Here is a 22,471-nt window from a genome sequence, read left to right on the forward strand (position 1 = left end):
GCTCAGGCCTTGAGCAGGGGTTTGAGGTCCTGCCCCGCATCCGCCACCACGTCCGGCGCGGGCGACCTGGCCATCTCGATCAGGCGTTTGCCGACCATGTAGGCGCGCGGGTCGTTCATCGCATCCACCGCCAGCAGCGTAGCGCCCGCGTAATACCAATGCGACCGCGCTGTGCCGCCGTCACGTATGACAACGCGATCATACCCCGTGTTGAGCCCCGCGATCTGCAGCTTGACATCGTACTGGTCGGACCAGAACCAGGGCTGCGGCACGTAAGGGGCATCCGCCCCCATGATATTGCGTGCCACCGCCTCGGCCTGATCGATGGCGTTCTGCACGGATTCCAACCGGATCATCGCGCCGCGAAAGGGAAAGACCGCGCAATCGCCCGCGGCCCAGATCGCCGGGTCGCTGGTGCGGCCACGATCGTCGAGTGTGATGCCATTGGCCACCTCCAGCCCCGCCGCCTCGGCCAGCGCGGTCGCGGGTGTGATGCCGATGCCCGCGATCACCATGTCGACGGCATGCTCCGAGCCGTCCGACAGGATCGCGCCGGTCACATGACCTTCACCGGTCAGCCGCGTCAGGCCGATGCCTTCCCGGATGACGACACCATGCGCGCGATGCAGCGCGCGAAACCAGTCCGAGGTTTCGGGGGCGGCGACACGTTGCAAGATGCGGTCGGCCATTTCGATCAGCGTCACCGCCATGCCACGTTTGGCCGCGACGGCGGCAGCCTCCAGCCCGATATAGCCGCCCCCCACGATCAGCGCGCGGCGGCCCGGCTGCATCCCCGGCCCCATCGCATCCACATCGCGCAACGTCCGCACCACATGCACACCGGCCAACTCGCCTCCGATGGCAGCGGGCAGACTGCGCGGCACCGATCCTGTGGCCAGCACCAGATGGTCATAGGGCACGGCCTTGCCCCCTGCGGTCACCACGCAGGCCGCGCGGTCGATTGCGCTGACGGCCGTGTCCAGCATCAAGGTGACGCCATTTTCAGCGTAATAGCTTTCGGGGCGCAGATAGAGCCGTTCCAACGCCATCTCGCCCATGAGATACGCCTTGGACAGCGGTGGCCGCTGGTAGGGCGGCGCGTGTTCCGCGCCGATCAACGTGATGGACCCGGTGAACCCTTCTGACCGCAGCTTGGCCACGCAAGATGCACCGGCCTGCCCGGCCCCAACCACCACGATCTTTTCCATGCCCGTCACCTTTCGCGTTGGCCGCCCGTCGCGGGGACCCTATATGCGGGACGAACGGTTGAACAAGCGAGAGGGACCGCACCCATGACCATTTCCGTTGGCGACACGCTGCCTGATGCCACCCTGTTGATCTTCGGCGAGAAAGGCCCCGAGCCGGTCAAGATGGCCGACAAGCTCAAGGGCCGCAAGGTCGTGATCTTCGGACTGCCGGGCGCCTATACCGGCACCTGCACCTCGGCCCATGTGCCCAGCTTCATCCGCACCAAGGGCGAATTCGACGCCAAGGGCGTGGACGAGATCATCTGCGTGTCCGTCAACGATCCCTTCGTGATGGCGGCTTGGGGCAAAGATACCGGGGCGGCTGCGGCAGGGCTGACCTTCCTTGGCGACGCGGGCGCGGAATTCACCAAGGCCATCGGCATGAACTGGACGGCCGAGCCTGCGGGCTTTTTCGACCGCTCGCGCCGCTACGCGCTTTATGCCGAGGATGGCGTGGTCAAGTCGCTCAACATCGAAGCCGGGCCGGGCGTGTGCGACCTGTCGTCGGGCGAAACGCTGCTGTCGCAGATCTGAGGCGGGCGAAAAACGCGCGTTTTTCAGGGCGGAAAACCCGGGTTTTCCGCCCACACTATCCGGCGAAACGGTCCATCTTGGACGCCAGCGCCACGTCGAGATTGCTGATCCCGCCCATGTCATGCGTGGTCAGCGTCACCTCAACCGTTTTGTAGACGTTGAACCATTCGGGATGGTGGTTCATGTGCTCGGCCACCAGCGCCACCCGCGTCATCCAGCCGAAGGCTTCGTTGAAATCGCCAAAGACGAAGCGTTTGGTGATCGCGTCGCGCCCCTCGACCAGTGTCCATCCGTGACCCGTCAGCGCCTCGAGCGCCTGATCGCGGTCCGTCCCCTCCAGCTTGTGCGCGTCCATCAATCCTGTTCCTCCATCTGGGTGCGTTTGAATGGGCCGTAACCCGTCATCACCTCGATCTCTTCATCGACCGCCGCACGTTCAGCCGCGAGATAATGTTCGATCGCGCGCGCAAAGCCACCGTCCCGCACCCAGTGCAGCGAGTGGGTCTGCACCGGCATGTAGCCGCGCGCCAGCTTGTGCATGCCCTGCGCGCCAGCCTCGACACGCGAAAGACCATGGGCGATGGCGAAATCGATGGCCTGATAGTAGCACAATTCAAAGTGCAGGCAGGGATGATGTTCGGTGCAGCCCCAGTAGCGGCCATAAAGCACGTCGCGCCCGATGAAATTCAGCGCGCCCGCGACGGGCCGCCCGTCGCGGATCGCCAACACCAGAAGCATGTCGTCGCGCAGCCGATCCTGCGCCAGATCGAAGAAGGACCGTGTCAGATAGGGCTGGCCCCATTTGCGCGCCCCGGTATCCTGATAGAACACCCAAAAGGCATCCCAATGCTCGGGCCGGATCTGATCGCCGGTCAACGCGACGATCTCGCCGCCGAACCCCTGCGCCTCGGCGCGTTCCTTGCGGATGTTCTTGCGCTTGCGGGAACTGAGTGTGTCAAGGAAACCGTCGAAATCGGTATAGCCGTCGTTTTCCCAATGGAACTGTTGGCTTGCGCGAGGCATCAGGCCCATGCGCTCGCCCGCCTCGGCCTCATCCTCGGTGCAAAAGGTGATGTGGAGCGAACTCAGGTCATTGGTCTCGGCCAGTTGCACAGCGCCCTGCACCAGCGCCGCCATCCCCGTCTCGCGCCAACCGGGACGGGTCAGGAACCGCCGCCCGGTGGCGGGGGTAAAGGGCACCGCCATCTGCAGCTTGGGGTAATATTGTCCGCCGGCGCGTTCATAGGCCTGCGCCCAGTTGTGATCGAAGATATATTCGCCTTGGCTGTGCCCCTTGGCATAAAGGGGCGCCACGGCGATCACCTGCCCCTCGGCGCGGGCGACCAGATGGCGCGGCGACCAGCCGGTGCCGGTGCCGACCGACCGGGAGCGTTCCAGCGCCGACAGGAAGCGGTGCGTGGTGAAGGGATCAAACGGCCGCCCGCCATCCCCCGCCTCGGGGCAGGCGCAGGCATCCCAATCGACGGCCTCGACCTGCGTCAGGCTGGACAAAACCTCGATCTCGATGGGAATGCTGCCGTCCATCTCCCGCTCTCCGACGTATGCGTGCCTCTGGCGTGACATGGGGCCAGCGCGGCCTGCGTCAATCGTGCGCGGGGCGGACCTGCGGCAGGTAACCTTCGAAAGTGACGTTGTCGGCGATCTTGCGGGCCTCGGCATCGACTTCGTGGGATTTCACCGTCCAGCACAAGACGGGGACACCCTGCGCCTTGAGCTCGGCCACGCGCGGGTTGGCCAGATCGGTCCAGTCATGGCTGATGAAACCCGCGCCCACCGCGTCGAAGGCGCTGATCGCGCGCAGCGCGGCGCAGGCCTCGGGCAAGAGCCTTGGCCATTGCGACGGGACATAGCCGCAGGTCGTCAGCCCGCGCGGCAGATCAGGGGCCAGCCGTTGCATCGCGGCCATCATGTGAGGGTTGAAGGACATGACCGCGACATCGCCGGTGTAATCCGCCAGAACCTTTGCCGTCGCTTCCTCCAGCGCGGTATCGGCCTCGCTCATGCCGCCCGACTGGTCTTTCAGCTCGATCAGCAACGGCACCGAACCACCGATCCGGTCGAGCACCTGCGCCAGCGTCGGGATGCGGTCCTCGGAGCCGTTCAGGCGGATGTCGCCCAACTCGCGCGCCGTCCGGTCGCGAACCGGGCCGCGCGCCGCCGTCAGCCGGTCAAGCGTGCCGTCATGAAACACCATCGGCACGCCATCGGCGCTGAGCTGCAGGTCGATCTCGATGCCGTAGCCCGCCCGTACCGCGCGGTCTATCGCAGCCGGACTGTTCTCGATCACGCCCGCACCCGCGTCATGCAGGGCACGGTGCGCGACGGGGTGCGTGGTGAACGCTGCGGGCAAGGCAGGCATGGGAAGACCTCAGGCCGGGGTGATCTGAAAGATGCCCTCGACCTCGACCGCGCAGCCAAAAGGCAGCGAGCCCGCGCTGACCGCCGACCGGCTGTGCCGCCCCTTGTCGCCCAGAACCTCGACCAGCAGGTCGGAGGCGCCATTGACCACCTTGGGCTGGTCGCCGAATTCGGGGGTAGAGTTGACGAAGCCGGTCAGCTTGACCACCCGCACCAGCCGGTCCAGATCGCCGCCACAGGCCGCTTTGACCTGCGCCAGAAGGTTCAGCGCACATTGACGCGCGGCTGCGGCTGCGGCGGGAATGTCGATATCGGCGCCGACCTTGCCCTTGATCAGGGTCTCAAGGCCTGCCGCGGTCATCGGGATCTGGCCCGAGACAAAGACCATGTCGCCCGCGATCACATAGGGCACGTAATTCGCCGCAGGCGCAGGCGGTGGTCCCGCCAGTTCAATGCCCAGTTCCGCCAGCCGCGCCTCGATCTGTCCAGCCATGATTTTTGGTCTCCCACCCGTTGTCCGATTTGTCGCGACGCTAACGGGGCTCTTGGCGGAGGGAAAGGGGCAGCGGTGTCGCCCGGCCTAACTTTCGCGGAAGGCGCGGGCGAAATAGACGCGCAGTGGCTCGACCAGATAGGCCAGCGGTGTGCGGTCTTGCGTGCGGATGAAGGCCTCCACCGGCATGCCGGGCACCAGTTGACGGTCGCCCAACAACGCAATCTGGCCTTCGCCAAGAACGATCTCGGCGCGGTAGAAGCTGACGCCGGTCGCCTCGTCGGTGAAGGCATCGGCCGAGACTTGCGCGACCGTTCCGGTGAGGTCGGGAATGTTGCGCAGGTCGAAGGCGGGAAAGCGCAGCGTCACCACCTGCCCCACGAAGACTTCGTCCACCGAAATCGCGGGCACCCGCGCGGTTATGATCAGCGGCCGCCCCTCGGGTACCAGAAAGGCCACGGGATCTGCCGCGCGCACGACCGCCTGCGGGCCGAACACCGCAAGCCCGATGATGCGCCCCGCGACCGGCGCGCGAAGGTCCAGATCGGCAAAGCGCCGTTCCAAATCGGCGACGCGCTGGCGCAACTCCTCTTCGTTCACGCGGATCTCGCGCAATTCGGCGATGGCCTCCTCGCGGCGCATGCTGAAAAGCTGCAGGATCGTAAGCTCGGTCTCGATCACGCGCTCGGCCGCCTCGGCCTTGCGCGCCTCCAGTTCGCCCAAAGATCCGCGCAGCTGCGCCGCGTCGCGCCGCAGACGCAAGATTGGATCGACCTGGATCAGGCCCCGATCCAGCAGGTCCTGCTGGCGCGCCAGATCGGCCTCGACCAGCTCCAGCTGTTCGGTCAGCGCGCGTTCTTGCGCCTCGAGCGCGTCGATCTGCGCCTCGATCTGGGTCACGCGCCCCTCGAGCCGCGCCGCCTCGGCCGACAGGCTTTCGGCGCGCGCCTCGAAGAGGTTGGTCTGCCCTGCCAGGAGATCGGCCAGATCGGCGTCAATCGCGGCCTCCGCGATCACATCGGCGGGAAAGGCGATCTCCGCCGCGCCATCGCGCTCGGCCTCCAGCCTTGCGCGGCGCACGCGCACCTCGAAGAACTGGCCGCGCGCGACGGCCAGATCGCGCGTCAAGAGCCCGGGTTCCAGACGCAAGACAATGTCGCCCGCCATGATCCGGTCGCCTTCGCCGACCATGACCTCGGCGACGCGCCCGCCGTCGGGATGCTGGATCGCCTGCCTGTTCCGCTCCACCTCGATGCGGCCCGAGGCTACGACAGCCCCCGCCAGCTGGCTGGTCACGGACCAGACGCCGAAACCCGCGATCAAGATGGCAAGCGCGAGAGATCCGATCAGCAGCGGGGCCCGGACGGACCAAGCGCGCGACGGATCGCTCATGCCACACCGCCCTGCGCCACGCCGGCGCTTTTGATGTCGGTGTAGTTGGTCACGGTCTTTGCCAGAACCTCGGCCGTGGGTCCGAACATCGACGGCAGCCCGCCCGACAGCACCAGAAGCTGTTCGCATTCGCGGATCGCGGCGGGCCTGTGCGCCATGATCAGCACCGCGCGCCCATCGGCCTTGATTGCCTTGATCGCAGCGTTCAGTGCGATGGAGCCGTCGTTGTCCAGCGCGGAATTCGGCTCGTCCAACACCAGAAGGACCGGATCGTCATACAGCGCCCGGGCCAGACCGATGCGCTGGATCTGGCCACCCGACAGCCGCGCACCAAGCCCGGAGACGCGGGTCTCGTAGCCGTCGGGCAGATCGAGGATCATATCATGGGCCGCCGCCGCGCGGGCGGCCGCCACGACCTTGTCGGTATTAGGCGCGGGATCCAGCCGGGCGATGTTCTCGGCAATGGTGCCATCGAACAGGGTCACCGATTGCGGCAGGTATCCGATCACCCGGCCAAGCGCATCGGGCTCGTATTGATCGAGCGTCGCCCCATCCAGCCGGATCTGCCCCGCCGCAGGCAGCCAGACCGAGGTGATGGCGCGCGCCAGCGTCGACTTGCCCGAGCCGGAGGGACCGATGACACCCACGGCCTGTCCCGGCTCGATCCGGAAACTGACACCGCGCAGGGTCGGCACACGCGCACCGGGCGGGGCGACGGCCAGCTGGCTTACCTCCAACCGGGCGCGGGGGCGCGGCAGAGGCATGCGCGGCGCGGCCTCGGGCACCTCGGTCAGAAGCATCCGCAGCCGCGTCCAGGCCTGGCCCGCCTCGGCGATGGTGCTCCATTGGCCGATCGCCAGTTCAACCGGTGCCAGCGCCCGGCCCATCAGGATCGAGGCGGCAATCATCGCGCCCGCCGTCATTTGAGCCTGCAACACCAGATAGGCCCCAAGGCCCAGGATCGCCGATTGCAAGAACAGCCGCAGCGTCTTGGTCACAGTGGTGAAACCGCCAACCAGATCCGAGGCGCGCATCCCCTCGCCCAGGGCGATGGCGCGTTGACGTCGCCACCGCGCAAAGGCGGCATCGCCCATGCCAAGCGCGCGGATCAACTCAGCCTCCGACTGCATTTCACCGGCCATGTGATCAGCTCGTTGCGAGGCAGCGCCGGTCCGTTCTATGGGCGCACGGCTGAGGATACGGTTGGCCATCGTGATGAGGATCAAGACCACAGCGCCAGCCGTGGCAAGCCATCCCAGCCAAGGGTGAAACAGAAAGATCGCACCCAGAAACAGAGGCGTCCAGGGCACGTCGAAGATCGCCATGAACACCGGCGAAGCGGTCAGCCGCTGCACAGCCGCCAGATCCTGCAAGCCGCCTTGTTGCTGGCCGCTGTGCTGCGCCCGGGCCAATGCGGCGCGGAAGACGCGTGCGTCCAGACCCTCTTGCAGCCGGGCCCCGTAGCGGGCGGCGACACGAGCGCGGGCAAAATCGATGACGCCCATCATCAGGAACAAGAACGCAATCAGCACAGTCAGAGCGACCAAGGTTTCCTCGGACCCCGACCCCAAAACGCGGTCGTAGACCTGCAGCATGTAGATCGGCCCGGTCAACATCAGCAGGTTCACCACCATGCTGAACCCCGCAATCGACCATAATAGCCACGCATTGCGCCGCCTGAACCGGGTCAGGTCGTCAGGGGCTGTTGTCTTGCGCGTCATGTCGCCTGCCATCCTCGTTCGGGGATTTCCGGGGGCGGTGCCCTTGACACGTCCCTATCCCTGACCGTTTAACAAAAGCCACACCCCTCTGCCTAGGTTGTGATTCACTCCCTTTCATTTGGGGCCCGGGCAGCTAGCTATACGCTAATACATCTTTGACCGACCGGGATACTGCCCTTGCCCAGCGCCCTATTCAATCGCCTCGCGGCAGGCTTGACCGGACTTGCGCTGTGCGTCGGGCTGGCCGCGTGCGGGCCGGCAGCCCTGCCGCCCGGCGACAGCATCGTCGACGCGGATGAGGCGCAAAACAGAGCCGTGCACCGGTTCAACCTTGCGCTCGATCAGTCTTTGGTCGGACCTGCATCGCGGGGCTACGGGTCGACCGTGCCGGACCCCGTGCGTCAAGGGGTGGACAATGTCGCCTCGAACCTTGCGCAGCCCTCCTACGTGCTGAACAACATCTTGCAGTTCCGGCTGGGTCAGGCCACGCACAATACCCTGCGCTTCGTGGTGAATTCCACCATTGGGCTGGGCGGCATCCTAGATCCCGCCACCGCCATCGGCCTTGACGCGCGCGAAACCGATTTCGGCGAGACGCTGCATATCTATGGCGCGCCCGAGGGCGATTTCGTGATGTTGCCGGTCTTTGGCCCGTCTACCACCCGCGACACCGTTGGCCTCGTTGTCGATATAGCCACCAATCCTGTGCGCCACCTCCTGCCCGCCCCGGAAAGCCGCTATGTCACCGTGGCAGAGGTGCTTGACCGCTTCGGCGACCGCTACGAGCTTGATGGCACGTTCGAGAGCATTCTGTACGAAAGCGCCGACAGCTATGCACAGCTGCGCTCTCTTTATCTGCAGAACCGCCGGTTCGAGCTTGGCGGCCCGGTGTTGAGCTTTGATCCGGGTGCGGCAGCAGGCAACAATATCGGCGACCCCTATTCAGATCCCTACTCGGACCCCTATATTAATGCCTATGCTCCTTGATCCTCGTCCTTCCCGCAGAACTTTCCTGACCGCCGGCACTGTCGCACTGACGGCGCTTTTCGTGCCGCGCGGTGCTGTCGCGCTGACGCCCGCATTGGCGACGGGGCTTGTGGAACAGGTCGCCACCGAGATCACGCGGATCATCAATTCGGGCCGGTCGGAATCGGCCATGATCAGCGACTTTGACACCATGATGGGCCGTTACGCCGACATGCCCACGATCGCGCAATCCGTGCTTGGCCCGGCCGCGCGTTCGGCCAGCCCGGGACAGATTTCCGCCTTCGGCGATGCCTTCCGAGGCTATATGGCCCGCAAATACGGGCGTCGTTTCCGCGAATTCATCGGCGGCACGGTGAACGTCGGCGGTGCACAGGACCAAGGGCGTTTCGTCGAGGTCATCTCGACCGTGAACCTGCGCGGAACAGCCCCGTTCGAGGTCCGTTTCCGGGTCTGGGACAGGTCGGGAAGCGCACTTTTCATCGACATGCTGATCGAAGGCGTATCGCTGGTCATCTCGGAACGCGCGGAAATCGGCGCGATCCTTGATCGTAACGGCGGCTCGGTCGACGCGACGATCCAGACGCTGCGCGGCATGGGCTGACCGGCGCAGCCCGCGTGACCGATCTTTTGCTCGACACAAGGTCCGGCCTGCCCGAGGCGCTGAGGGTTCTGTTGCGCGACTATCCGCGCGAGGGCTGGCAGACCGATCCCGGCTTTCACGGACTGGTCAGCTTCTGGCTGGAGCGGCACATGATGTTCCGGCAATTGATGGCACGCATGACGTCGGACACACAGGGCTTCCTTGACGGCACACAAGACCCGCGCGTTTTTGCGCAAGGGATCGGGCGGTTCGGCGGACTGTTCGTCAACCAGTTGCACGGCCATCACCAGATCGAAGACCATCATTATTTCCCGATCCTGCGCAGCCGTGAGGCACGGATCGAACGCGGCTTCGACCTGCTGGACACGGATCATCATGCGCTGGACGGCATACTTGCGCGCTTTGTCGATCAGGCAAATGCCGCGATCCGGGGCGCGGCCGGGCCTGACCCGCGGGTGGCCGCCGGACGGCTTCTGACCGGTTTGACGGATCTGGAACGGCTGATCGACCGACACCTGACCGACGAGGAAGACCTGATCGTGCCGGTCATCTTGCGCGACGGGCCGGACGGGCTGGGCTGAAGCGCAAGCCGCTTGCACCCGTCACCGACAGACAAAAAGACCCCCCGGCGGGACATCCGGGGGGCAAGTTTTCGGGAGGGGACAGATAGGGTCGGGCGCCCGGCCGGTTTGGGACCTGTGACTTTGGCCGGGCGCCCTTTCCGGCTTCAACGCTCAGTCGAAGCCGAACTGGAAGGTCAGACCTGACTGACCGTTGCTGGACTGCACGACATTGGCGTTCGCGCCGTTGCCATACTGAAAGATGCCGTGGCTCTGGCCGTGCCCTTGCTGGTCGAGCATGGCGGAATGGCCGTTGCCGTCTTGGTGAATGACACCGATCGAGCCGCCCCCGGCTACCTGCCGGATGGCCGCGCCGTTGAGCGAGCCGTCCTGATGGACAAAGGCCCCGCTCTCCACGCCGCGGTGGATCTGGTAGAGGGTCAGACCGGCGCGGATCGCGTTGGCTTCCCGGGCGTTGGAGGCATTCACCGTAAAGCTGAACATGCCGTTGGCGGCAGCCGGCAATCCGGCGAAGACGGTGGTGGCGACGAGGGCGGCGGCGGTAAGGGTTTTGCGGAACATGGCAGTGATCCTTTGCAAATCAGGGTTATGGGAACGGGATCGGTCAAAAGGGGTTGCGGGGGCACCGCCCGGTCAGAGATCGACCGGGCAGCGGATGGTGCGACCGTCGGCATCAAGCGTCAGGTCGATCTCGAGACCCGAGGCGGGGCCGTTCATCGTGACGCGGCCAAGGCGTTCGGTCTCACCGGGGCGGAGCGCAAAGGGCCCGCCTTGGTTCATCAGCATGCCGCCACGGGCGACACGCAGGTGGTAGCTGCCCGACAGGGCCTCGGTGGTCGTGACGACACCCTCGACGGTCAGCATGCCGCCGCGCGAGGTCACATCGACCGTGCAGGCCAGCGGGCCCGATGCCGTCCCGGCGGTGTCGGCCGCGATGGCAGTGCAGCCAAGGGCAAGGGCGGTCAGCGCCGTGCCAAGAGCCATCTTGGGGGTAACAAAGGTCATGGTCTCGGTCCTTTCCGGGATCGGAGGAGGGGCACAGGGCGGGATTTGTCCCGCCCCGAGGGGCGCTTGTCTCAGTTCTGGATGATCAGGGTGACGTTGCCGCTGCCGTAGGACTGGGCGGTGGCCGAGTTGCCGTTGCCGACCTGGATCACGCCGACCGCGTTGCCGTGACCGCCGCTGTGGACATTGGCGGTGTTGTTGGCCCCGAACTGTGCCACGCCATTGGCGTTGCCCCAGCCCGACTGGGTCGAGTTCACATGGTTGTTCCAGCCCTGCTGACCGACCGCCGTGGTGTTCCACGCGCCATCCGTGGTCGAGATCGTGGTGTTGCCCCAACCGTTCTGAATGACGGACGTGCCGTTGCAGAAGCCGCTCTGGTTGATGCCGATGCCGTTCCCGCCGCCCCACTGTTCCGTGTAGGCGGTGTTGCAGGTGGCCAGCGCCGGGGCCGACAGGGTGATGACGAGCGCGGTGGCGGCGGCGGCGGTCTTGAAGAGGGAAATGGTCATTGTCTTGGTCCTTTGGGTTGAATGTTCAGGTCAGGTCTATGTGTCGTTCGGTGTGTGCGGCCCCTTGGGGTGTGTGCCCCGTGAGCCGATGACCAAACCTTGGCCGAGGTGCCCGATGTCAGACAATTTCCGCGAAAAGACAGGCGATGACAGCCGGATGTTATCCGATGTCATCGGATTAAGAATTTGATTTTATATGGTTTTATTTTCCGCAACGCCGCCGTCTGCGCGGGCCGTCGCGGCGGCGATAACGGCCCGTCGCCGGTGTGTCAGCGCCATGTTATCGGCCTGCACGAGGCCATGGTAAGGGCACCCTTACCTTTGGTCGGAGGGATCGCGTCAATGGTCTGGGCGCAACGAATCAACCCGCGGCCCGAAGGGCGAAAGGTGCGCCTGTCACGGCGCACCACGGGCGCTGCTCAGAAGTCCAGATTCTCGACGCTCAGCGCATTGGCCTGAATGAACTCGCGCCGCGGCTCCACCACATCGCCCATCAGCTTGGTGAAGATGTCATCGGCCTCGGCCAGATCATCGACCTTGACCTGCAAAAGCGTCCGCGCCTCGGGGTCCAGCGTGGTTTCCCACAGCTGGCCGGGGTTCATCTCGCCCAGACCCTTGTAGCGCTGCATCTGCTGCCCCTTGGCGCCTTCGTCCAGCACCGCTTGCAACAACTCGGACGGGCCGTGGATCAACTGCTCACGGTCCTTGCGGCCCAGTTTGGCCGGGTTGCGGTAGACCTCGCGGCTGTCGCGGCTGACCTCGGAGATCTTGCGCGCCTCGCCGGACCGCAAAACCGCGCCATCGAGCGTGCGGATTTCCTCGACCCCGCGCAGCACGCGGCTCAGACGAATGCCGTGGTCTTGCGTGATCCGTCCCGCCCAGCCGCGCTCATATTCCAGAGCCACCTGATCCAGCCGCTTGGCCACGTCATCGGCCACGCGCTGCAGGTCGCCATCGGCCCGGCCAGGATCGAACGCGCCTGCAATGGCCGCCTGCTCGACGATGTGGCGCGGGTAATGGGTGGGGAAGGCATCGAGGATGCGCTTGAACTGCCGCGCGCCTTCGACCACACGCGCCAGATCGGCACCCGCGATCTCTTCGCCTTGTGGCAGGCGCAGCACCGCGCCTTCGATCCCTTGGGCGATCAGATATTCCTCGAGGGCGGCCTGATCCTTCAGATAGACCTCGGACTTGCCACGGCTGACCTTGTAGAGCGGCGGCTGCGCGATGTAGAGGAAGCCCCCCTCGATCACCTGCGGCATCTGCCGGAAGAAGAACGTGAGCAAGAGCGTGCGGATATGCGCGCCATCCACGTCGGCGTCGGTCATGATGACGATCTTGTGGTAACGCAGCTTGCCGATGTTGAACTCGTCCCGCCCGATCCCCGTGCCCAGCGCGGTGATCAGTGTCCCGATCTCCTGACTGCCGAGCATCCGGTCGAACCGCGCACGTTCCACGTTCAAGATCTTGCCACGGAGCGGCAGCACCGCCTGATTGTGGCGCGAGCGTCCTTGCTTGGCCGACCCACCGGCCGAGTCGCCCTCGACAAGGAACAGCTCGGATTTCGCCGGGTCCTTTTCCTGACAATCGGCCAGCTTGCCGGGCAGGCTGGCGACATCCATCGCCGTCTTGCGCCGCGTCAACTCGCGCGCCTTGCGCGCTGCCTCGCGCGCCAAGGCCGCCTCGATGATCTTTCCGACGATCACCCGCGCCTCTTGCGGATGTTCCTCGAACCACTCGCCCAGCTTTTCGTTCATCAGGTTCTCGACCGCTGGCCGAACTTCAGACGACACAAGCTTGTCCTTGGTCTGGCTGGAAAACTTCGGATCAGGCACCTTGACCGACAACACGCAGGTCAGCCCCTCGCGCGCGTCGTCACCGGTGAAATTCACCTTCTCGCGCTTGGCGATGCCTGACGACTGCGCATAGGTGTTGATCGACCGCGTCAGCGCACCGCGAAAGCCCGCCATATGCGTGCCGCCATCGCGCTGCGGGATGTTGTTGGTAAACGGCAGCACCATCTCGTTGTAGCTGTCGTTCCACCACATCGCGACCTCGACCCCGATGCCGTCCTTTTCGCCGGTCACATAGATCGGCTCGGACATGACAGAGGTCTTTGACCGATCGAGGTAGCGCACGAATTCGCGCACGCCGCCCTCGTAGATCATCTCGACCCGCTGCGGCTCCGCATGGCGCAGATCCTCCAGCACGATCTTGACGCCGGAGTTCAGGAAGGCCAGTTCGCGCAGCCGGTTTTCGAGCGTCTTGAACGAGTATTCGAGGTTCGAGAAGGTGGTGGTCGAGGCCAGAAACCGCACCTCGGTGCCGGTCTGGCCGCCGCTGTCGCCCACGACTTCCAGCGATTTGACGGTAAAGCCACCCTCGAAGCGTGCGTAATGCTCCTTGCCGTCGCGCCAGATGCGCAGGTCAAGCCAGTCGGACAGCGCGTTGACCACCGACACGCCGACGCCGTGCAGACCGCCCGAGACCTTGTAGGAATTCTGGTCGAATTTGCCGCCTGCGTGCAGCTGGGTCATGATGACCTCGGCGGCGGAAACCCCCTCACCCTCGTGGATGCCGACCGGAATACCGCGCCCGTTGTCGCGCACCGAAACGCTGTCATCAGCATGCAGCGTGACCGTCACCGCGTCGGCATAGCCGCCCAGCGCCTCGTCGATGCCGTTGTCGACGACCTCGTAGACCATGTGATGCAGGCCCGAGCCATCGTCGGTATCACCGATATACATGCCTGGGCGCTTGCGAACCGCCTCCAAGCCTTTGAGAACCTTGATGGAATCGGCGCCATATTCATTCGGCGCGGGGGCGTTGTCTGCCATAGGGTGGTCTGCCTGTTCTGGTTGCCGATTTTATACCCCCCGCGACGGGGAATGTCACGTCGCAGACACAAGATTTAGGCGTTGAGACACACCCGCCCCCGAACCGCTTGCGCCTTCAGACAAAGGGGATCGCCACGCCCACCCCGATCAGCAACACGCCCGAGCCGATGTTGAGCCTGCGGATCGCCTGCGGGCTTTGCAACAGCCGCCGCGCCCGGTCGAGAAACAGCGCAAGCCCAAGGTTGCCGATCAGCGGCACCACCGCCGAAATCGCAAGGATCGCGGCAATATCGGGGGCCGTGACCCGCGTCAGGTCAAAGAAACCGGGCAGGAACCCCATGTAGAACAAGATCGCCTTGGGGTTGCCGATCACCGCCGCCACACCGACCGAGAACCCCGGCCAAAGGCCCGGGCGGGTCATTCGGCTGTCGGTGCCGGGGGTCTTGGCAGGTGCGCGGAACAGGAGGAGGCCCATCACGATGAACACCCCCGCCGCGATCCAGCGCATCACCGCCAACGCGTCGCCATAGAGCGACAGCACCCAGGCCAGCCCCAGGATCGCGCAAAGCGGCCAGATCAGATCGCCCAACGCCACGCCCACCGCCAGCGGCCAGGCACCCGCCATGCCGCCCGACAGCGCGCGCGCCGTCAGCGCGACCCAGACCGGGCCCGGAATGACCCAGAGCCCCGCCATGGCGGCGGCGTAAAGCGCCAGTTGGTCGAAGGTGACGGTCATGGAACACTCGCGTCGACAATCCGGGCCTCGCTCGCCCCACCGTGATCGGCGACCGCCACATATTGCGCGCGCGGCCCCAATTCGATGAAGAGCTCCGGGCCCGTCCCTGTCATCCAAGCCTGCGCGCCCAAGGCGCAGATCTCATCGAACAGCGCGGCACGGCGGCCTGCGTCCAGATGGGCCGCGACCTCGTCCAGCAATACCAGCGGTGCGGCCCCAGTCTCCGCCTTCAGCGCGCGCGCATTGGCGAGGATCAGCGAGACAAGCAGCGCCTTTTGCTCGCCGGTCGAACATTGCGCGGCGGGCATACCCTTGTCGACATATGTGGCGACCAGGTCCGCCCGGTGCGGACCCACGAGTGCCCGGCCTGCGGCCATGTCGCGCCTGCGGCTATCAGCAAATGCGGTGGCGTAACTCTCCGCCGTGGTCAGGTCGTCAGTCTCGAGCGTCAGGCCTGCGGCGGGAAAAGCCGTGGCAGCCCCGTCTTGCGCCGCGAGGATACGGGCAACCGCGTCACGCCGGTTGGTGGTGATCATCGCAGCGGTCTCGGCCATCTGGCGTTCCAATGCGTTGTACCAGCGCGCGTCGGTGACCTGATCCTTGAGCAGGCGGTTACGGTCGCGCATGGCCTTTTCATAGCCCAGCGCCGCCTCGGCATGGTCTGGCAGAAAGCTCAGCGCGATACGGTCGAGCAACCGCCGCCGCCCATCCGCCCCCTCGATCCAGAGACGGTCCTGCGACGGCACCAGCCACACGATGCGCAAGAGGCGCGCCAACGCGGTCTGGGGGCTGGTCTTGCCGTCGATCCGCGTCCCGCGCGGCTGTCCGGGTTCGGCGCTCAACTCGATCTCGTGGCCCAGACCGCCGCCCGCCACCTCGGCCACGACCTTCCAGCCGATCGCTTCGGGGCGGCGGATGATGTCTTCGGCCGCCGCACGACGCAGGCCGCGGCCGGGCGACAGGAGCGATACCGCTTCGATCAGGTTGGTCTTGCCCGCGCCATTGGGGCCGTGGATGGCCACCGGCCGCCCGTCAAGCTCAAGCCGCGCGCGACGGTGGCTGCGGAAATGCGACAGGGTCAGGGACGCGACGAAAACCGCGCTCATCGCACCCGCTCCTTCATCTTTCCGAAAATATGCCCGCCGGAGGCATCACAAACACCGGCGCGCCTGCTCACACCCGCATCGGCATCACGACATAGATCGCTGTCGTATCATTGCCTTCGCGCATCAGCGTCGGCTCACCGGGGCTTGAGAACAGGAAGACCGCGTTTTCGCGGTCTACCTGACTGGCGATTTCCAGCAGGTATTTCGCGTTGAACCCGATCTCCAGCCGGTCGTCGCCATAGGCCACGGCCAGTTCTTCCTCGGCGTTGCCAGCGTCCGGCGCGTTGACCGACAAAACCAGCCTATCCTCGTCCAGCGCCAGCTTCACCGCGCGCGACCGTTCAGAAGACACGGTGGCGACGCGGTCCACGGCTTTGGCGAAATCAGCGGCATCCACCTCCATCCGGCGGGTGTTGCCCGTCGGGATGACGCGGGCGTAATCGGGGAAGGTGCCGTCGATTACCTTGGAGGTCAGCGTGATCTCGGGCGTGGCAAAGCGGATCTTGGTCTCGCTCACAGACACCGCGATCTGCGCATCGTCATCATCGAGCAGCTTGCGCATCTCGCCCACTGTCTTGCGCGGCACGATCACGCCGGGCATGCCGGCCGCGCCATCCGGCAGCAAAGCGTCGATCCGTGCCAGCCGGTGCCCGTCGGTCGCCACCGCGCGCAGGACCGGGCCGGTGTCGCCCTCGGCGACATGAAAATAGACGCCGTTCAGATAATAGCGCGTCTCTTCGGTCGAGATGGCAAATTTCGACTTGTCGAAGAGCCGCCGCAAGACTGGCGCCGGGGCAGCGAAATTCGCCGAGTATTCGGTCGAGGTCATGACCGGGAAATCTTCCTTGGGCAGGGTCGCCAGCTGGAAGTTCGACCGCCCCGCCTGCACCGTCAGTCGCCCCGAGGCGCTGTCGTCGCTCAAGGTCACCAGCGCCCCATCTGGCAGCTTGCGCACGATCTCGTGCAGCGTGACCGCCGAGACGGTCGTGGCACCCGCACGCTCGACCATGGCCGGAGCGCGGTCGACCACCTCGATATCCAGATCGGTGGCGCGGAAACTGACACTGTCGCCCTCGGCCTCGATCAGGACATTGGCGAGGATCGGAATGGTGTTGCGGCGCTCGACCACCGACTGCGCCTGAGAGACAGCGCGCAACAGCGTGGCGCGCTCGATCGACAGTTTCATGACCCTGGCTCCGACAAGATGCGGGGGCTGCGACACTAGCCGCATGCCCCGTCAGCACAACCGTTTTTTACAGCAGTGTCTGCGCCCGCCCCGGGCGTCAAGCCCTCACCGACCCCGGGGCGTCCGGGTGGGGCCCTCAGGCCTCCAGCATCCGGCGCAAAATCTCGGCATCCTCGGCGATCTGGCTGTCGACGCTCATCAATTCCTCGATCTTGCGCACGCCATACAGAACCGTCGTGTGGTCACGCCCGCCCAGCTTGCGGGCGATCTCGGGGTAGCTGCGGGTGGTCAGTGTCTTGGACAGGTACATCGCCATCTGGCGCGGTCGCGCGACTGCGCGTGCACGGCTGGTGCCGGTGATGTCGGCCTGCCGGATCTTGTAGTATTCGCAGCAGGTCTTGATGATCTGATCCAGCGTCACCTTGCGGTCGGTCGACCGCAAGATGTCGGCGAGGCAATCTTGCACCATCTCGATGGTGATCTCGCGCCGGACCAGATCGGCAAAGGCAAACAGACGGGTTAACGCGCCCTCGACCACACGGATATTGGTCGAAATGCGTTGCGCCATGAATTGCAGAACGCCATCAGCCAGCTTGATCTGCGGATTGCGCGCCATGGCCTGTTCGGCCTTGTGCTGCAACACGCCAAGGCGCAATTCATAGTCCGTCGGGTGCAGGTCGACGACAAGGCCGCATTGCAGCCGCGAGGCAATGCGCGCGTCCAGCTCATCCATGTCGACCGGCGCGCGGTCGCCCGAGATGATGATCTGCTTGCCCTCTTCCACCAGCGCGTTGAACGTGTGGAAGAATTCCTCCTGCGTCGAGGTCTTGCCGGCGATGAACTGCACGTCATCGACCATCAGCACATCGACCGAGCGGAAGATCTGCTTGAAGGTCATGGTGTCTTGCTCGCGCAGCGACCGGACGAAGCGGTACATGAACTGTTCCGCCGAGAGGTACAGGATGCGCGCCTGCGGGAAACGCGTCCGCAGGTCCCAGGCGATGGCATGCATCAGATGCGTCTTGCCCAGTCCGACACCACCGTAAAGAAACAGCGGGTTGAAGGTCACGTCACGCCCTTCGGCGACACGGCGGGCGGCGGCATGGGCGAGTTCGTTTGGCTTGCCGACGATGAAATTGTCGAAGGTGTAGGCCGGGTTCAACGTCGCTCCCGGCAAGTCCTCGGTTCCGGTGCGATGGGCCGCCGATGCGGGCCGGGCGCTGGTGCCATTGATAAGCGGGCTGCCGATGGACGCCGGCATGACGCTGGCGGGCGCATCGTTGCGGTTCACGGCCCTGCTGGCCATGTCCGCCCCCACGGCGAATTCCACGCGGTCCACCCCGACACCAGCCGAAATCAGGTGACGCAAGATGACGTCGCCGAAGTTCTGCGACACCCACGACCCGAAGAAATTGGTGGGCACGTGAAAACGTGCAGTGCGGGCGTCAAGACGATCGAATACGATGGGGTCTATCCAGGCTGAAAAATTGTTCTCTCCGACCGATTTGAGCAGCTCCCCCCGGACTTGCCCCCACGTCTCGTGCGTCATCTTTTGGTCCATCCTCGTTCTTTTTTTCCTCGCCGCCTGCCAACGGCCACATACACTCGCACTTCCCAGAACCTGGGATCACAACGATCAAGGCCGGCTGCTAGATGCCGACGAAGGCTGTCCCTCCCCCGTCCGTGGTTGCGGGCCGCACCACGGTCACAAGACAAACCGGAAGTGTCCGATGCACACAAGGGCAACGGGCATACGGGCTCATGTCATGGACCGCTAGTCCGGCATCCGCAGGTCGAACCCAAGGCAAAAAGGCGGCGTGGTTCCGGCCGAAGCCTGCCCCGCATGCCTTAAGCAAAGATTGCATTCGAACCGCACGTGCTGTGCGCACCGGCGTTCCCGTGAGGGTCGCCTTTATCATTCGAAGCCGTCTCTGCTCCCCAAATCCGCCCCCCAAGGCGCCTGAATCGCTGGATCAAGCTAGCGGATGGGACGTGGCCCCTGCAACGACTCTTCAATCTTGACAGATACGTGAACGCGGATCGAATCTGACGTGCCCGGTTAGAGGCTTCTGACTTAAGGACATTTTCAAATCAAAAAAGGCGCGCCGTGGAACGGGCGCGCCTTTATGGCAGGTTCGTTGCCGCTTGCTCTCAGGCCTTGAGGGCCTTCACGCGGGACGACAGGCGCGACATTTTCCGTGCCACGGTGTTCTTGTGCAACACACCCTTGGTCACGCCGCGCATCATCTCTGGCTGGGCTGTTGTGAGGGCTGCTTGTGCAACATCGTGATCGCCTGCGGCGATGGCTTCCTCGACTTTGCGCAGGAAGGTGCGGATGCGCGAGCGGCGTGCCTTGTTGATGGCAAAGCGGCGGTCCGCCTGGCGGGCGCGTTTCTTGGACTGGGGCGAATTGGCCATGGCTTGTGTCTCTTTCGTCTGGTCGGGTCACGTCAAAATAGATTCAGCGCGGGAGATCCCGACCCCGGGTTCACTACCGGGCGACTCTGGCCTTAGGCGGGCCTCACACGCATGTCTGGCGCGCCCCTTAGCGGGTTTCGAGGCGGGATGCAAACACCTTCGCCGACCCTGTCCGTCACTTGTCGCGGAACTGAGGCTCGCGTTTTTCGAGGAAGGCGGCCATGCCCTCCTTCTGGTCCTCGGTCGCAAACATGCTGTGGAACAGCCGCCGTTCGAACAGCAACCCCTCGCGCAGCGTCGTCTCGTAGCTGCGGTTGACCGCTTCCTTTACGGCAAGCGTGGCCAGCATGGACTTCTCGGCGATCTTTGTGGCTGCCGCCATCGCCTCGTCCATCAGCTTCTTGGCGGGCACGACGCGGGACACGAGGCCACAGCGCTCGGCCTCCTCGGCGGTCATGAACCGGCCGGTCAGGTGCATGTCCATCGACTTGGACTTGCCCACAAAGCGCGTCAGGCGTTGGGTGCCACCCATCCCCGCCACGACGCCCAGGTTGATCTCGGGCTGGCCAAATTTCGCGGTATCGGCAGCGATGATGAAATCGCACATCATCGCCAGCTCGCACCCCCCGCCCAGCGCATAGCCCGACACAGCGGCGATGATCGGCTTGCGGGTCCGCAGCATCTGCTCCGCGTCGGTGCCGAACATGTCCTCGGCAAAGACATCGACGAAACTTTTCTCGGCCATCTCCTTGATGTCGGCGCCAGCCGCAAAGGCCTTTTCGCTGCCGGTCAGGATGATGCAGCGCACCTTGTCATTCTCATCCGCTGACTTCAGCGCCTTCGCCAATTCCCCCAGCAGGGTGGAATTCAATGCGTTCAGGGCATCGGGGCGGTTGAGCTTGATGAGCGCGATGTGATCTTCGATCTCGACGATCAGGGTCTCATAGGCCATGTCTTCCAGCTCTCCGGCTGTGGGTGCCACGCGGGGCTCAAGGGGCGAGGGTTAGCACCCCGGCGCGCGGTTTCAAGCTATCTTTGACAGGCCGGGCAATAGAAGCTCGACCGCCCGGACTGCACCTTGCGGTGGATTGTCCCTTGGCAATCGGGGGTTTGGCAGGGTTCTCCCTCACGGCCATAGGCGCGAAAGCTGTGCTGGAAATAACCCAACTCCCCATCCGCCTGCCGGTAATCGCGCAAGGATGATCCGCCCGCCTCGATCGCCTCGGCCAGCACAGCGCGGATGATCGGCACCAATGCCGCGACCCGCGCCGCGCCGATCCGCCCCGCATGACGCAGGGGCGAGATGCCTGCGCGATGCAACGCCTCGCAGACATAGATGTTGCCCAGACCCGCGACGATACCCTGATCCAGCAGCGCCGCCTTGACCGGCGTGCGCTTGCCGCGGAAGGCCGCGATCAGATGCGCCTCGTTAAAGGCATTGCCCAAGGGCTCCGGCCCGATCCCCGCGATCAGCTTGTGCCGCTCGACAGCGTCCGTCGCGCAAAGGTCCATCGCCCCGAACCGCCGCGCATCGTTGAAGGTGACGCGCGCGCCCGCATCGGTATCCAAGATGACATGGTCGTGCTTTTCCGGCGCCGGGTGCAGGTGGTGGAACTGTGCCAGCATGTCGCGCCCTTCGCCGCCGCCGGAGACGATCATCCGCCCCGACATGCCCAGATGCACGATCAGCGTCTCTCCGGTGTCGAGATCGGCAAGGATGTATTTCGACCGCCGCCTCAGCCGGTCGACCCTTGCCCCGGTCAGCCGCTCGGCCATCCGGTCGGGGAAAGGCCAGCGCAGATCAGGCCGGTTGACCCGCGCGCGGGCGATCCGTGCGCCCTCCAGCACCGGGGCCAACCCGCGACGGACTGTCTCGACTTCTGGAAGTTCGGGCAAAGCGGGCTTTCCTAGGATATGGGCGAGGGTGTAACGCCCTTGGCAAGCCCTATAACAAGGGTGTGGGAACGAGAAGGACAAGCCTTGATGCCCGAGGACAAGGACGGTCGCACCACCCATTTCGGCTACCAGGAGGTCGCCGAGGACCAGAAGGCCGGGATGGTCCATGGCGTCTTTACCAATGTCGCCTCGAAATACGACATCATGAACGATGTGATGAGCATGGGCATCCACCGCGTCTGGAAGGATGCGATGATGGATTGGCTGGCCCCCCGCGACGGCCAGCGCCTGCTCGATGTGGCGGGCGGCACGGGCGATGTGGCCTTTCGCTTTCTGGGCCGCGCGCCGGGCGCGACGGCCACCGTGCTCGACTTGACCGAATCGATGCTGATCGAGGGACAAAAACGGGCAGAAGCCGCGCAACTGGCCGACAAGCTCGACTGGATCGTGGGCGATGCGATGGCGCTGCCCTTCGCGGACAACAGTTTCGACCGCTACACGATCAGTTTCGGCATCCGCAACGTCACCCGCATCCCCGATGCGCTGGCCGAGGCGTTTCGCGTCTTGCGCCCCGGTGGGCGGCTGATGGTGCTGGAGTTTTCGCAACTGCCCAATGACGGGCTGCAAAAGCTCTACGATCTCTATTCCTTCAACGTGATCCCCCGTATGGGCCAGCTGATCGCGGGTGACCGCGACAGCTACCAATATCTCGTCGAATCGATCCGCCGCTTTCCCGATCAGGAAACCTTCGCGGCCATGATCCGCACCGCGGGCTTCGAACAGGTCAGCTACCGCAACCTGTCACTTGGCATCGCGGCGCTGCATTCGGGGTGGAAGATCTGA

23 protein-coding genes are annotated in these 22,471 nt (G+C 64.9%); 5 read left to right on the plus strand and 18 right to left on the minus strand.

Annotated features, from left to right (window positions below; translation table 11 throughout):
* Positions 1-2: 2 nt before the first annotated feature.
* Positions 3-1,208 carry an NAD(P)/FAD-dependent oxidoreductase gene (locus C7455_RS12670; protein WP_109668785.1) on the minus strand — a complete coding sequence of 402 codons (1,206 nt, stop codon included), beginning with the start codon at positions 1,206-1,208 and terminating at the stop codon, positions 3-5.
* A gap of 84 nt (positions 1,209-1,292) precedes the next feature.
* Between C7455_RS12670 and C7455_RS12675 the strand changes: the two genes are divergently transcribed.
* Positions 1,293-1,781, plus strand: a complete 489-nt coding sequence (locus tag C7455_RS12675; protein WP_109668787.1) for a peroxiredoxin — start codon at positions 1,293-1,295, stop codon at positions 1,779-1,781.
* A 55-nt stretch (positions 1,782-1,836) separates the two neighbouring features.
* On the opposite strand, the gene C7455_RS12680 is transcribed toward C7455_RS12675, so the two are convergent.
* From C7455_RS12680 to C7455_RS12705, 6 genes are all read right to left on the minus strand, one after another.
* Positions 1,837-2,136 carry a 4a-hydroxytetrahydrobiopterin dehydratase gene (locus tag C7455_RS12680; RefSeq protein WP_109668789.1) on the minus strand — a complete coding sequence of 100 codons (300 nt, stop codon included), beginning with the start codon at positions 2,134-2,136 and terminating at the stop codon, positions 1,837-1,839.
* Positions 2,136-3,326: a GNAT family N-acetyltransferase gene (locus tag C7455_RS12685; RefSeq protein ID WP_109668791.1), complete on the minus strand. Its 1,191-nt coding sequence runs from the start codon at positions 3,324-3,326 to the stop codon at positions 2,136-2,138. The genes C7455_RS12680 and C7455_RS12685 overlap by 1 nt, the downstream gene beginning before the upstream one ends.
* 58 nt (positions 3,327-3,384) lie before the next feature.
* A complete protein-coding gene (locus tag C7455_RS12690) occupies positions 3,385-4,161 on the minus strand; it encodes a glycerophosphodiester phosphodiesterase family protein (RefSeq protein WP_109668793.1) in 777 nt (258 codons plus the stop codon).
* Between the two features lie 9 nt (positions 4,162-4,170).
* Positions 4,171-4,653: a RidA family protein gene (locus tag C7455_RS12695; RefSeq protein ID WP_109668795.1), complete on the minus strand. Its 483-nt coding sequence runs from the start codon at positions 4,651-4,653 to the stop codon at positions 4,171-4,173.
* 87 nt (positions 4,654-4,740) lie between these two features.
* Entirely contained in the window at positions 4,741-6,045 is a 1,305-nt protein-coding gene (locus C7455_RS12700) for an HlyD family type I secretion periplasmic adaptor subunit (RefSeq protein WP_109668797.1), read from the minus strand.
* A complete protein-coding gene (locus tag C7455_RS12705; RefSeq protein ID WP_109669159.1) occupies positions 6,042-7,766 on the minus strand; it encodes a type I secretion system permease/ATPase in 1,725 nt (574 codons plus the stop codon). The genes C7455_RS12700 and C7455_RS12705 overlap by 4 nt, the downstream gene beginning before the upstream one ends.
* A 213-nt stretch (positions 7,767-7,979) precedes the next feature.
* Here C7455_RS12705 and C7455_RS12710 point away from each other — a divergent pair, with 213 nt between their 5' ends.
* From C7455_RS12710 to C7455_RS12720, 3 genes are all read left to right on the plus strand, one after another.
* Positions 7,980-8,753: an MlaA family lipoprotein gene (locus C7455_RS12710; RefSeq protein WP_245904321.1), complete on the plus strand. Its 774-nt coding sequence runs from the start codon at positions 7,980-7,982 to the stop codon at positions 8,751-8,753.
* Between the two features lie 61 nt (positions 8,754-8,814).
* Positions 8,815-9,354, plus strand: coding sequence for an MlaC/ttg2D family ABC transporter substrate-binding protein (locus C7455_RS12715; RefSeq protein WP_245904322.1), 540 nt, complete (start codon positions 8,815-8,817; stop codon positions 9,352-9,354).
* Positions 9,355-9,368: 14 nt separating this feature from the next.
* Positions 9,369-9,935 carry a hemerythrin domain-containing protein gene (locus tag C7455_RS12720; RefSeq protein WP_109668803.1) on the plus strand — a complete coding sequence of 189 codons (567 nt, stop codon included), beginning with the start codon at positions 9,369-9,371 and terminating at the stop codon, positions 9,933-9,935.
* Positions 9,936-10,088: 153 nt separating this feature from the next.
* Here the strand turns inward: C7455_RS12720 and C7455_RS12725 are convergent, their stop codons facing one another.
* From C7455_RS12725 to mutM, 11 genes are all read right to left on the minus strand, one after another.
* Positions 10,089-10,496, minus strand: a complete 408-nt coding sequence (locus C7455_RS12725; protein WP_109668805.1) for a curlin — start codon at positions 10,494-10,496, stop codon at positions 10,089-10,091.
* A gap of 72 nt (positions 10,497-10,568) precedes the next feature.
* On the minus strand, positions 10,569-10,940 hold the full coding sequence (csgH, locus tag C7455_RS12730) for a curli-like amyloid fiber formation chaperone CsgH (protein ID WP_146199997.1): 372 nt from the start codon (positions 10,938-10,940) through the stop codon (positions 10,569-10,571).
* Between the two features lie 71 nt (positions 10,941-11,011).
* On the minus strand, positions 11,012-11,449 hold the full coding sequence (locus C7455_RS12735) for a curlin (RefSeq protein ID WP_109668809.1): 438 nt from the start codon (positions 11,447-11,449) through the stop codon (positions 11,012-11,014).
* Between the two features lie 419 nt (positions 11,450-11,868).
* Entirely contained in the window at positions 11,869-14,286 is a 2,418-nt protein-coding gene (gene gyrB, locus C7455_RS12740) for a DNA topoisomerase (ATP-hydrolyzing) subunit B (RefSeq protein ID WP_109668811.1), read from the minus strand.
* Positions 14,287-14,401: 115 nt separating this feature from the next.
* On the minus strand, positions 14,402-15,022 hold the full coding sequence (locus C7455_RS12745) for a LysE family translocator (protein ID WP_109668813.1): 621 nt from the start codon (positions 15,020-15,022) through the stop codon (positions 14,402-14,404).
* Entirely contained in the window at positions 15,019-16,128 is a 1,110-nt protein-coding gene (gene recF / locus C7455_RS12750; protein WP_109668815.1) for a DNA replication/repair protein RecF, read from the minus strand. The genes C7455_RS12745 and recF overlap by 4 nt, the downstream gene beginning before the upstream one ends.
* Before the next feature lie 67 nt (positions 16,129-16,195).
* Entirely contained in the window at positions 16,196-17,314 is a 1,119-nt protein-coding gene (gene dnaN, locus C7455_RS12755; protein ID WP_109668817.1) for a DNA polymerase III subunit beta, read from the minus strand.
* A 136-nt stretch (positions 17,315-17,450) separates the two neighbouring features.
* The gene (gene dnaA, locus C7455_RS12760; RefSeq protein ID WP_245904323.1) at positions 17,451-18,863 is read right to left on the minus strand and encodes a chromosomal replication initiator protein DnaA; all 1,413 of its coding nucleotides are present in this window, start codon (positions 18,861-18,863) and stop codon (positions 17,451-17,453) included.
* Positions 18,864-19,465: 602 nt separating this feature from the next.
* Complete coding sequence (rpsT, locus tag C7455_RS12765; RefSeq protein WP_109668821.1) at positions 19,466-19,732, minus strand: 30S ribosomal protein S20; 267 nt, start codon at positions 19,730-19,732, stop codon at positions 19,466-19,468.
* 175 nt (positions 19,733-19,907) lie between these two features.
* On the minus strand, positions 19,908-20,684 hold the full coding sequence (locus C7455_RS12770; RefSeq protein WP_109668823.1) for an enoyl-CoA hydratase: 777 nt from the start codon (positions 20,682-20,684) through the stop codon (positions 19,908-19,910).
* A gap of 77 nt (positions 20,685-20,761) precedes the next feature.
* Positions 20,762-21,628 carry a bifunctional DNA-formamidopyrimidine glycosylase/DNA-(apurinic or apyrimidinic site) lyase gene (mutM, locus tag C7455_RS12775; RefSeq protein ID WP_109668825.1) on the minus strand — a complete coding sequence of 289 codons (867 nt, stop codon included), beginning with the start codon at positions 21,626-21,628 and terminating at the stop codon, positions 20,762-20,764.
* 87 nt (positions 21,629-21,715) lie between these two features.
* On the opposite strand from mutM, the gene ubiE reads away from it, so the two are divergent.
* On the plus strand, positions 21,716-22,471 hold the full coding sequence (gene ubiE / locus C7455_RS12780) for a bifunctional demethylmenaquinone methyltransferase/2-methoxy-6-polyprenyl-1,4-benzoquinol methylase UbiE (RefSeq protein WP_109668827.1): 756 nt from the start codon (positions 21,716-21,718) through the stop codon (positions 22,469-22,471).

Source organism: Roseicyclus mahoneyensis (assembly GCF_003148775.1).
GTDB classification, from domain to species: Bacteria; Pseudomonadota; Alphaproteobacteria; order Rhodobacterales; family Rhodobacteraceae; genus Roseicyclus; species Roseicyclus mahoneyensis.